The 217-nt window shown below is 38.2% G+C and carries 1 protein-coding gene; it reads left to right on the top strand.

Translation table 11 applies throughout. The features are described from left to right. On the top strand, positions 1-217 hold a 217-nt coding region (locus tag JUJ52_RS23255), incomplete at both ends, for an IS3 family transposase (protein ID WP_228089277.1).

The raw sequence follows: 217 nt of genomic DNA, 5'->3' as shown, positions 1-217 counted from the left end.
AGCATGTCGCGCAAAGCCACCTGTGCAGACAATGCACCAATGGAGAATTTCTTTGGCATTTTAAAACAAGAAATGTATTATGGTGAAAAATTAGTAAGCTATGAAGAATTAAAAAGTCGGATTGAAGAATATATCTACTGGTATAATCATGAACGAATAAAGGAAAAATTGGCTGGGCTGAGTCCAGTTGAGTACCGAACGCAATCCAGCCAATCAG

Source organism: Virgibacillus sp. AGTR, from assembly GCF_016919725.2.
Taxonomy (GTDB): Bacteria; Bacillota; Bacilli; order Bacillales; family Amphibacillaceae; genus Virgibacillus; species Virgibacillus salarius.
This window is presented reverse-complemented; position numbering and strand designations above follow the sequence as displayed.